General features: G+C 43.2%; 8 protein-coding genes. 1 reads left to right on the top strand and 7 read right to left on the bottom strand.

Features of this window, described 5'->3' with window-relative positions:
- Window positions 1-59: 59 nt before the first annotated feature.
- From AB4407_RS17660 to rppH, 5 genes are read right to left on the bottom strand one after another with little or no spacing between them, the layout of a single operon-like run.
- Window positions 60-911, bottom strand: a complete 852-nt coding sequence (locus tag AB4407_RS17660; RefSeq protein WP_176681996.1) for a thymidylate synthase — start codon at window positions 909-911, stop codon at window positions 60-62.
- Window positions 912-920: 9 nt separating this feature from the next.
- The gene (lgt, locus tag AB4407_RS17655; protein ID WP_372121473.1) at window positions 921-1,742 is read right to left on the bottom strand and encodes a prolipoprotein diacylglyceryl transferase; all 822 of its coding nucleotides are present in this window, start codon (window positions 1,740-1,742) and stop codon (window positions 921-923) included.
- Between the two features lie 57 nt (window positions 1,743-1,799).
- Entirely contained in the window at window positions 1,800-2,591 is a 792-nt protein-coding gene (locus AB4407_RS17650) for a sulfite exporter TauE/SafE family protein (RefSeq protein WP_372121472.1), read from the bottom strand.
- Window positions 2,592-2,599: 8 nt separating this feature from the next.
- A complete protein-coding gene (gene ptsP, locus AB4407_RS17645; RefSeq protein WP_372121471.1) occupies window positions 2,600-4,849 on the bottom strand; it encodes a phosphoenolpyruvate--protein phosphotransferase in 2,250 nt (749 codons plus the stop codon).
- Between the two features lie 2 nt (window positions 4,850-4,851).
- Window positions 4,852-5,370 (bottom strand): RNA pyrophosphohydrolase, encoded by a 519-nt coding sequence (rppH, locus tag AB4407_RS17640; RefSeq protein ID WP_009848435.1) that lies wholly within the window; start codon window positions 5,368-5,370, stop codon window positions 4,852-4,854.
- A gap of 616 nt (window positions 5,371-5,986) precedes the next feature.
- Between rppH and mutH the strand changes: the two genes are divergently transcribed.
- A complete protein-coding gene (gene mutH, locus AB4407_RS17635) occupies window positions 5,987-6,652 on the top strand; it encodes a DNA mismatch repair endonuclease MutH (RefSeq protein WP_372121470.1) in 666 nt (221 codons plus the stop codon).
- 115 nt (window positions 6,653-6,767) lie between these two features.
- Here the strand turns inward: mutH and AB4407_RS17630 are convergent, their stop codons facing one another.
- Both AB4407_RS17630 and AB4407_RS17625 read right to left on the bottom strand, forming a co-directional pair.
- Window positions 6,768-7,079: a DUF6482 family protein gene (locus tag AB4407_RS17630; RefSeq protein WP_372121469.1), complete on the bottom strand. Its 312-nt coding sequence runs from the start codon at window positions 7,077-7,079 to the stop codon at window positions 6,768-6,770.
- 192 nt (window positions 7,080-7,271) lie between these two features.
- Window positions 7,272-7,523 (bottom strand): hypothetical protein, encoded by a 252-nt coding sequence (locus AB4407_RS17625; protein WP_004735015.1) that lies wholly within the window; start codon window positions 7,521-7,523, stop codon window positions 7,272-7,274.
- Between the last annotated feature and the right edge of the window lie 490 nt (window positions 7,524-8,013).

The following is an 8,013-nucleotide window of genomic DNA, read 5'->3' as shown; positions in this document are numbered from 1 at the left end:
CTTAAGTGAACGGCATTACTGCACAGTGGCAGCCTTTCTATCAAACAAAGCGAATTAGATTAAACCGAGAATGGGTACTTAATCGCTTCGTGGCATTCGTAACCTTCAACCCAAAAGTCATCCATCGTTACCCACGTTTCCAAATCTTCTAAAGACTTAATTTCAGGATTGATATGGAATGTTGGGCCAGCCAGAGGCTCACGCTTCAGCTGAATATCACGCATTGGCGCTAATTGGTCTTCATAAATATGAGCATTCACAAGCTTGTGGTAAGCCACACCCGGTTTCTTGCCAGTGATTTGCGCCATAATAGCCAAGAACACATACACTTGAACCATATTGAAGTTCAGGCCCAGCGGCACGTCACAAGAGCGTTGAGTGCTGTTTAGGTACAGAGTATCACCAAGTAGAGAGAAGTGGTGGCTGTACATACACGGACGCAAGCAGCCCATGTGGAACTCGCCAGGGTTGTAGAAGTTTAAAATTTCACCACGGTCATCGATACCGTTCGTTAAATCATCCACAATCTTCTTCAGTTGGTCTATATGACCTCCATCAGGCTTCGCCCATGCTCGCCCTTGAACACCATAAACACGGCCCATATCATCTTCACCCTTACGGTAAGGATTGTTCAGCCATGCTTCGTTCAAGTTAGAGTTCGCGTCCCAAGTTTTAGTACCTAATTTGCGAAAGTCTTCAGCATTGTCGTAACCACGGATGTAGCCAAGCAGTTCAGCAACCGCCGCTTTCCAGAAACTTTTGCGCGTTGTTACTAAAGGGAACTGGTTATTGCCAACATCATATTCCAGGTCAGCATTGATCACGGTTAGGCAGCGTTTGCCTGTGCGTTCATTTTCAATCCAAGTACCGTCATCAACGATACGCTGACAGAGATCTAAATACTGTTTCACACCAATTCCTTACTTCGTTTGTTGTGGTAATTCGTCTTTGTAGTGACCGCGTTTGTATGCCCAAACCATCATTAGCACACCGATGATAACCATTGGCAGTGACAGGATTTGTCCCATAGAGATAAATCCACCGAACAAGCCTAGGTGAGCATCTGGTTCACGTACGTATTCTACTAAGAAACGGAATGTACCATATCCTGCTAGGAATAATCCTGATACAGAACCAAGAGGACGCGGCTTTTTGATAAACCAGTTCAAGATGAAGAATAGAACAATGCCTTCAAGCGCCATTTCATAAAGCTGAGATGGGTGACGAGGAAGTGGACCACCATTCGGGAATACGATTGCCCATGGCACATCAGTCACACGGCCCCATAGCTCGCTGTTCATGAAGTTACCTAAACGGCCCATGCCTAAACCAAATGGTACCAATGGCGCAATCATGTCTGCCACACCAAAGAAGGTTCGACCATTCTTTTTGGCATACCAAAACATTGCAGTAATTACACCAATCAAGCCACCATGGAAAGACATACCACCAGTCCATACCTTAAAGAGGTAAAGTGGGTCTGCTAGGAAAAGGTCGAAGTTGTAGAAAAGTACGTAGCCAATACGACCACCAAGAACCACACCTAGAAAACCAGCAAACAGTAAGTCTGATACTTGCTCACGAGTCCAACCACTACCTGGCTGATCAGCTCGGCGATTTGCTAACCAAAGAGCAAACATAAAACCAACAAGGTACATTAAGCCGTACCAACGAACTGAGATTGGTCCTAGTTCAATAAGAACAGGATCGATATTTGGGAATTCGATAAAACCCTGAGACATACTTGGCTCTCTATCTAAATTGATCAACGGTTAGCTCAATAACTAACAGAAAAGACACTACAGCAGCATTGTCGCTGCTATAAACATTAAAAATACCGCAAAGAATTTCTTTAACACAGGGGTTGGCAATTGAGTAGCCAGCTTCGCACCCACTCGAGTAGTTAGGACTGAAGTACAAGATATCGCAATCAAAGCAGGAAGATAAACATAACCCAAGCTAAATGCAGGCAGATCATCGACAGAAGAACCATGCCATATGAAACCGAGCATTCCCGAGATCGCAATAACACAACCACACACCGAAGATGAGCCAACCGCTTTACGCATTTCCACACCGTGACGGTTAAGGAAAGGCACCGATAAAGACCCACCACCAATACCCGCTAAGCTTGATACCAAACCAATACTGCCGCCACATAACATGGTTTTAGCTGAACCCGGCATCGATTTTTTGCTCTTAGAGCGAATCGACAACAGCATTTGCAACGCCAATACCAAGACAATCACACCAAAGACTTTTGGTAAGTATTGAGCTGGAATTACATCGGCCACGAAAGAACCGAGGAAGCCGCCTATAACGACACCCGGCATCAACCACTTAACGACAAATATCTCTACGTTACCTAATTTTAAATGGTTAATCGCAGACGATCCCGACGTAACAATGATGGTTGATAGCGAAGTAGCCAATGCCATTTGCATCGCAAACTCTTGGGGGATACCCGCTTTAGGAAGCAAAAACAGTAAGGCAGGAACCACCAGCAAACCACCACCAATGCCTAGCAAGCCTGCTAAAACACCAACAATAGCACCAAGGCCTGCTAACAAGCCTATTAGTTCATATGACACGTTAAATCCTATTTTTTACCTGCTCGAATGAAGCCTGTAAACTCACGCTCTTCGAAATAGTTCAGCATCATACTATAGATGTCACTACCATACGGTTTTGAAAGTGCCTTATTTGCCAAATCCTGTAATTCAGCCAAGTTCGATTGACGAATCAAATATTTAGTTCTTGCGACATTCGAGGTATTCATACTTAACGTCTCATACCCTAATCCAATCAATAGTAGCGCGCCCATTGGATCACCCGCGAGCTCGCCACAAATACACACCGGTAATTGATATTGCTTACAAGTATCATGAATTTGTTTTAATGCCATGATCACTGCAGGGTGCATGGATTCATAGACATCGGATACTCGTGAATTGTTCCGATCAACCGCCAATAAATATTGGGTTAAATCGTTGGTACCGACTGAAACAAAGTCGACCTTATCCGCTATCAACGGCAGTATATAAAGCATGGATGGCACTTCAATCATGATGCCTACGCGAGGCATACGAACTCGGTTATCAAGCTCGTGCACTTCATCGTAAGCCTGTTCAATAAGCTGAACCGCATCATCCAGCTCCTGCGCACCTGAAATCATCGGTAGCAAAATGCTCAAGTTATGACTATCACAGCTCGCACGCAACATGGCGCGTAGTTGAATAATAAAGATATCTGGGTGATCAAGTGTAAAACGAATACCACGCCAGCCAAGGAATGGATTATCTTCTTCGATTGGGAAATAAGGTAACGCCTTATCCCCACCAATATCCAAGGTTCGCATCACCACTTGCTTCTCTGGGTAGCTCGCGAGTACAGAACGGTATTGCTTGAATTGTTCGTCCTCTGACGGAAACCTCTGCTGTAACAAGAAAGAAATTTCGGTTCGATACAGCCCCACCCCATCAACGCCTTGGTTGATAGCGATGTTAGTATCTGCACTCAAACCCGCATTAAGCAGAATCTCGACTTGCTTGTCGTCTTTCGTTTTTGCCGGTAAGTACAGTTCTCGATTGACCATAGAGGAGAGCTCACTCTCTTCTAGAATCAGCCCCCGATACTCTTTGAGCAGGTTTTTAGTCGGCTCAATAAAAATCTCACCGCTATACCCGTCAACAATCGCTTGCTTACCATTAGCTTGAGCTAGATTTAGGTTAACCCCCATAACAGAAGGAATACCCAAAGCTCGAGATAAAATCGCTGCGTGTGAGTTCGCCGCCCCTTCCAAGGAAATAACCGCTAATAGTTTTTCTTTAGGAATAGACGCTAATACAGAGGCCGTTAACTCACGAACCACCAAAATAATCGGTTTATCTAACGTGCGAAGTTCATGTTCAGAGTTGTGTAGGAAATAGAGCAGTCTTTGACCAAGCTCTCGGACGTCTTGCGCTCTCTCCCGAAGGTACACATCTGACATACGAGCAAAACGGTTAGAGTAACTCTCAACAACCTGTCTTAATGCCCAATCGGCTTTGTCACCTTTCTGAATTTGGCTCTTGAGATCCTTACGTAACATGGGATCGTTGAGTAAGTGAGTAAACAGATCAAAGATCGCCAACGCGTCTTTATTGATTTCACTGTCTAAACGCTTTCGCATTCGCTTAAAATCATTGAGAGCATTTTCGACAGCGACTGCCAACAGCTCATGCTCTCTTTCAACATTGAGCGTCGATGCTGGGTAAACATCGGTTAATTCAGGTTGGGTGTTGTCCCACCATAAATCACCGATAGCGACACCGGATGAAGCAGCAATACCTTTAATCGCAGGCAGCTTTTGTTGCTCAAGAAGCCAATGGCCTTGAGTTTGGGCATGCGCCACAATAACCGCAAGTTGTGCAGAAAGTGTAACAAGGAAGGATTCTTCCATCTCACTGAATAAACGGGGGGACTTCTGTTGAATGACCAATACGCCAAGCACTTGCTTGCGATAGATAATCGGAGTGCCGAGAAAAGCGTGATAAACCTTTTCTCCAAGCTCTGGAAAAAACTTATACGCGGGATGAGCAGACGCTTGCGCAAGGTTGATAGGTTCAGCACTTCTTTTAACCAGGCCAACCAGACCTTCGTCAAAACCAATGTGAATGCTATTACCTTGGAAGATCAGGCCTTGAGTTGCCATCAACTCAAGGCGCTGCATATCATTATTTGCCAAATACACGGTGCAACATTCCGTCTGCATCGCGCTGCATGTCTCTTTAACCAAAATATCAAGAGCCGTCGACACATCTTCAACTCTTGATACGTGTTCAACTATTTCCCTTAGTTGGCTGAGCATGCTTAACCTCTACGCAATTTGCGCTTTCCTTTTGTTTTTCGCTCTTTAAACGGCATTGCTAAAGATGCGAATTCTTTCATCGCTCGACGGTAAACATCTCGCTTGAAAGATACAACTTGTCGAACTGGGTACCAGTAACTCACCCAACGCCAACCATCAAATTCAGGTGTGCTTCCACGCTGCATATTGATATGCGATTCATCGCAATCTAAGCGTAAAAGAAACCACTTCTGTTTTTGTCCAATACAGACAGGTTTAGAATCCCACCGAACCAGTCGTTTGGGCAGCTTATAGCGTAACCAATGACGACTTGTCGCGACGATCTTTACATCCTTTTTAGTAAGGCCAACCTCTTCATACAACTCGCGGTACATTGCCTGTTCCGGAGTCTCACCTTCATCGATTCCCCCTTGAGGGAATTGCCATGAATGTTGCCCGTATCGTTTAGCCCAGAAGACCTGACCATGGTTGTTACAGATTACAATACCAACATTTAATCGGTAACCATCGCCATCTATCACTGGCCAACCTCTATCTAAATTTTTAATTACACTGATTTTTCCACATATCCCCAATCGGAGCAAACTTAGTGACGTGACAAGCGCTATATTTATGAATAATAACTACGAATATGGATAAGTTTTGCTCAAATCTTAGTTACCCACACAAGAGTGAGACATAGACCACATTTATTCACCTTTTCTGTGAATAACTATGTGAAGAATTACCCGCAATCGTTTTTTTTAATCCATAGATTCATCAGAACCAAAAACAAAAAACCACCCACCACCCAAAAAAATAACTAAAATTCAATTAATTAAAATAAAATCATCAATTTTAAGAACATAAAAAAAGTAAAAGATCTTTTAAAAGTCGTCCGTGGTCAAAGATCAACCACTCCGATGTTTATCCACACTAGTAAGTGAAAGATTCATTTCAAACCCTATTTAGCAAGCATTTTATCCCCTACAAACCCCTGTTTATTTATCCACTAAATTAATATTTCAATTAATTACCTTCATGTCCTGTGGATAACCATGAGTTTGATCCCTTTTCTAGCAAGGCGATCATTTCTTAACCAGTCGTCATATGGTGATAACTTCTGGTAAAATCATTTTTTTGATCATGCCTTTTATTATGAAACCAGAACCACAAACACAACAAGAGCTGTTAGACAGAGCCTATTCTATTGCAGGGATGACTTTTAAAGAGCTCGCAGATGAAGCCGAAATGGTTGTACCAAACGACCTAAAGCGAGATAAAGGCTGGGTTGGGCAGCTATTGGAGTGGCACTTGGGTGCGACTGCTGGCAGTAAACCAGAACAAGATTTTGCCAAGCTCGGTATCGAGCTCAAAAGCATCCCGATTGGCTATTCAGGGAAACCACTCGAAACCACCTTTGTTTGTGTCGCACCGCTAATGGGCGTGCAAGGCATAACTTGGGAAACCAGTCACGTTCGAAACAAGCTATCCAAAGTGTTGTGGATCCCGGTGGAGGGAGAAAGAGAGATCCCGCTGACAGAAAGGCATGTAGGATCCCCTTTATTATGGACACCTAGCCAAGCTGAAGACGAACTATTGAAAAGAGATTGGGAAGAGCTGATGGAATTGATCGTGTTAGGTAATGTTGAACAGATCACAGCAAGACACGGCGAAGCACTGCATTTGCGACCAAAAGCCGCCAACAGTCGAGTGTTAACAGAAGCTTACGGTGCAAGTGGAAAACCAATAAAGACCAAACCTCGTGGTTTCTATCTACGAACTCAATTCACCCACAGATTGCTGACAACCCATTACGCATAGAAAGCCATTACGCATAGAGGTTTTATCTAGCATAGATAGGCTAAAAGATCAGTACGTTATAAACCGTCTCAATTTAGAAGTAATTTCTCACTACAACGCTCGTTAAAAATACTCTCTAATGAGGTTTGAGCGCCAGTTCGATATCACAGTAACTCTGGCTTGGCTCACTACCAAACTCGTCATACGCGTTATGTAATCGAAGGTATGCCTTTTCAAAGCCTAGCCGGAGTAACTCCTCTTTTACTTGATCCAAGGATCCAAAGTGAAGCGGCTCGCCGTCTTGCTTCACCGGTTCTAGCTTGTGTTTGTACTCCACCGCCAGTAAATATTCAGAGATATCAGAGCAACCAATAACATACACTTTCGGTGTCTGATAAGAGTCATTGTGCTCTCCATGTAACCACATGTCTAATTGATGCTTCTGCATAGTCAGCCTCCCTTGCTCTATAAAGCTTAGCCGAACTATTTACCTTTACTAGATAACGACTTAAAAAAGCAAAAAAGAGAAGCAAGAGCTTCTCTTTTTTGGCCAGTTCTAGTTCAAAAGTTTGTACTTTAGACGCCATAACCATCACTGTGACTTATCTTAGGGGTTGAACGGTGCTATCAACCCCGCAGATTACGTCGGTATTCGCGCACTTAGGACACGACGAAGATGACGAACTCGACGTTCAATCGTGACGACTTCAGGCTCAGAAAAACCAATTGGTCGACCATCGGCTTCAAGGCCAATATCTCTCAATAAGTGAGTATTGTTCCACGGTAGATCATACGAACTACGACGAACTTTTCGTTGCCATTCACGCTCTTCACGGCGAAGATCGGCACGGATAAGGACTGTTGCTAATTTTAAATATACTGAGTGACGCATAATAACTCTCCAGTTGTGTAATAAACTGAGGAAAAATAGCGTTCTAGATAGTATGAGGGCTTCTCACTTAGCTGCTATTTTTCCGCAGCCAAATAAGGGTACGGATCTATTAGTTAGGTTTATCTTGGGTGTTTCTATCGGCCATGGCTGATGTTTGTGACATAGCAGTCACCATGTCAGAACACGGATCAAACGAAGCGCAAATATGCTGTATAAAATCGAAATGTTTCATTTGCGCCTCCAAGCTAACTAAAAAATCCAAAAAGAAATGGGTAGTAAAAGCAGACAAGTTTTTGTTAAATCGCTGCTTTCACGGTTAAAGTCTAACCAAGTGAGTATATTATTCAACCGATAATTGGTTAACATTTTAAAAACAATGCATTCACCTTAAATATCAGTTGCATATTCATTTATATATAAGATATTCACTATGATTATATAAAATCACAGCATATCTATCTTAGGGCTCTCGAGAGCAAAAACAATACAT

The sequence above is a fragment of the Vibrio sp. 10N.261.46.E11 genome, from assembly GCF_041472735.1.
Lineage (GTDB): Bacteria > Pseudomonadota > Gammaproteobacteria > Enterobacterales > Vibrionaceae > Vibrio.
This window is presented reverse-complemented; position numbering and strand designations above follow the sequence as displayed.